Origin of the sequence: Bombilactobacillus bombi, from assembly GCF_013607485.1 — a bacterium.
GTDB classification, from domain to species: Bacteria; Bacillota; Bacilli; order Lactobacillales; family Lactobacillaceae; genus Bombilactobacillus; species Bombilactobacillus bombi_A.
In genome coordinates, this window is record NZ_SCHP01000096.1 from 1 (window position 1) to 2,652 (window position 2,652).

The 2,652-nt window shown below is 28.1% G+C and carries 4 protein-coding genes; 3 read left to right on the forward strand and 1 reads right to left on the reverse strand.

Going from position 1 to position 2,652, the window contains the following annotated elements; all coding sequences use genetic code 11:
• On the forward strand, positions 1-324 hold a 324-nt coding region (locus EQ827_RS08375), incomplete at its 5' end, for a hypothetical protein (RefSeq protein WP_373563525.1).
• Positions 325-534: 210 nt separating this feature from the next.
• Here the strand turns inward: EQ827_RS08375 and EQ827_RS08380 are convergent.
• Positions 535-1,248, reverse strand: coding sequence for a hypothetical protein (locus EQ827_RS08380; RefSeq protein WP_181190533.1), 714 nt, complete (start codon positions 1,246-1,248; stop codon positions 535-537).
• A 188-nt stretch (positions 1,249-1,436) separates the two neighbouring features.
• Between EQ827_RS08380 and EQ827_RS09145 the strand changes: the two genes are divergently transcribed.
• A complete protein-coding gene (locus EQ827_RS09145; protein WP_258231825.1) occupies positions 1,437-1,763 on the forward strand; it encodes an AAA family ATPase in 327 nt (108 codons plus the stop codon).
• Between the two features lie 31 nt (positions 1,764-1,794).
• Entirely contained in the window at positions 1,795-2,025 is a 231-nt protein-coding gene (locus EQ827_RS09150) for a hypothetical protein (protein WP_258231826.1), read from the forward strand.
• Positions 2,026-2,652 lie beyond the last annotated feature (627 nt).

Genomic DNA, 2,652 nt, shown 5'->3' on the forward strand with positions numbered 1-2,652 from the left:
GATCAATACAATAATTACCCAACGAATTTGAGTAATTCTATTGGTTATATTCAAAACGAGAAGTTTAATCTTAAAAATTCTGTTGAGCAAATTTATTTATATTTTATGATGAGTTTATTTAATAAGTCTCTTTTAAAATTAGCATTTAAAGATTATCAAGAACATCAATATCTGGAGAATAAAGTTATTTTACTTAAATTAGGAAATAAAGAATACTCTGGTACTTTTATTGGTATATCGGATAATGGGGAACTCAATCTAAAAAGTAATTTAGGAGTAAGGCAGTTTAATGCAGGAGAAGTATTAAAAGTTATTAAGTGTTAAACCAATAAAATTTTATGAAACTATAATTATTATTTTAGATTTTTCCTAAAATTAGTAGTCAAGCGGAAATCACTCATAAACCAGATTTTTTACAACCTATAAATATCTTTACCAGTAGTAACTAAGATGTTTATTAAAAGTATACTAATTGGACGATCTTATCTTCGTCTATATTATAATTAGAAAAATCTGTAAAGACTAAATTCATCCTTACGGAACTAATTTTAGATTGTTATTTTCTAGATTACAATAATTATCAGTGATTTGCTTAATTTCCTTTAAATATGGATTCAAGGCTGCCTGATTCCACCGGCTTTTTTTGAAAATTAAATATTGATATCTATTGTAAATTTGTTTTTTAGTGTGAGGTACACAAATAACAAAAATATAATATTGATGAGTATTGATGAAACTTTCGTAACGTTTAAATGGCGGATGAATTAGTACTGGATTTGACTGCAGATTTTTAAAAATAGGATCTTTCTTGATGTCGTAATCACCATCTCCTGGTTTGTTAGATAAATATAATTCACCTTGATTTTGATCGTACAGTTCTAATAGTTCAGGATGTTGTTTCATGGTCGCAATAAAGGCTATTTTTGGATCTTGGTCTGGTGACAAGTCAATCCAAGCGGTATAATAGCCCGACTTGGTATGTTTTAAAAATCCACGTTTGAAGTCACTCTTTAAAAGCAGTCTGATGTAGATGATTAATATAAGAATGGCAACAGTGAAAATCAAGTCATGAGTATTTTTATGATGAAGTAATTCAGGAATATCGAAGGCAACATCAATAAAATATATCAACAAAGTAACTGTTATCCAAAGTTTTAAAAGGCGACGATACGTTTTAGGCCTAGCATATTGCCAAACTAACTTTCTAATTTGTTTGAGATCCTGTGTAGATATATAAGAAATTAACATTTATGTTATCCTTTAATTAGTAGTTTTTTAATAATTGTTAAACGCTATTTATTATACCACTCATAGTATTAGTTAATAATTATTGAATCAAAAAGACTGACTAGGCTACACTTTAGTCATCTACAATTAATAAATGAAACGCATGTCAGGCCAACTTAACTTGGTCTCCGGAAACGATTGCCAATACTTTGAAAAAAAACATAATACGTGTTAACTATGCAGAAATAGAATCAAAATATGTAGGTGATACACCTAAAAATATTAAACTTCTTTTTTCTGAAGCCAAAAAAGAAGATGCAATTTTAATTTTTGATGAAGCTGATTCTATTTTGGGAAATAGATTATCTAATGTTACTCAAAGTACGGACCACGCTGTAAATGTAAGTAAATCTGTTATGCTTTTAGAATTAGACAACTTTTCAGGAATTACAATATTTACTACTAATTTTGGTTCCAATTATGATTCTGCATTTGTTCGTCGTATATATAGGACATATAAAATTTACCCTGCCTAATAGTGAAAACCGAAATAAGCTTTTTAAGAGTATGATTCCTAATAAATTACCTATTAAATTATCAGAAAAAGATTTTCAATCTATTATTGATTTAACCGAAGGATTTTCAGGTGGCGATTTGTTGAATGTGGTAATATATGCTAGTTCACAAGCAGTAGAAAGGGATGGAGAAAACTGTCAAGTATGCATTAATGATTTTGTAGATGCTATCTCTTTAATAAAAATTGCCAAAAAAGAAATTGGAATTAATAATAAAAAATAATTGCTATAATCTATATTTTTATATGTTATTACATTGTAGATGCTTATCGTTAAATAAAATATTTTGGAATAATTGAAATTTAAACAAGGGTCGTACACCTACCTTTAAAAATAGCCGTAAAATTTGTTTTTTTGATTTTGTGGCTATTTTTTATGTAGCACAGAGAGCTGTTCTTTGTTATCTCTAATATAGAAAGAAGACAGCTCTAATTTATAAAGAATGTAACATTAATCAAAATTAAGGTTACTTATACTTTCCAAATTAAAATCAATTATGTCGCCATTTAATTAGTAACTTTGTTGACATCATAATACAGTATAATAAGTCCACGGAGCAAAAAAGCTTTTCACCCATCTATGCTTTTAAAGATGGCTCTCTTTGCTTATACCTAAGCTCTAAACAAAGTAATAACTCCAGACACAGCAATAAGTTACCAAATCATTAATCGCTTTCAGATTTCTCCAACGAACTAGTCCATTAATTAAACAAATGTACTTAGCTTTTAATTAATAATTATAAGATCAGATATTATTCACTACCAAAACTTCTTTGTAAGTATACGAAAAAAATTGGTACAGATACCAATAAATACATTAAAATCCGTACCTAGATGGATCCTGTTTGAGG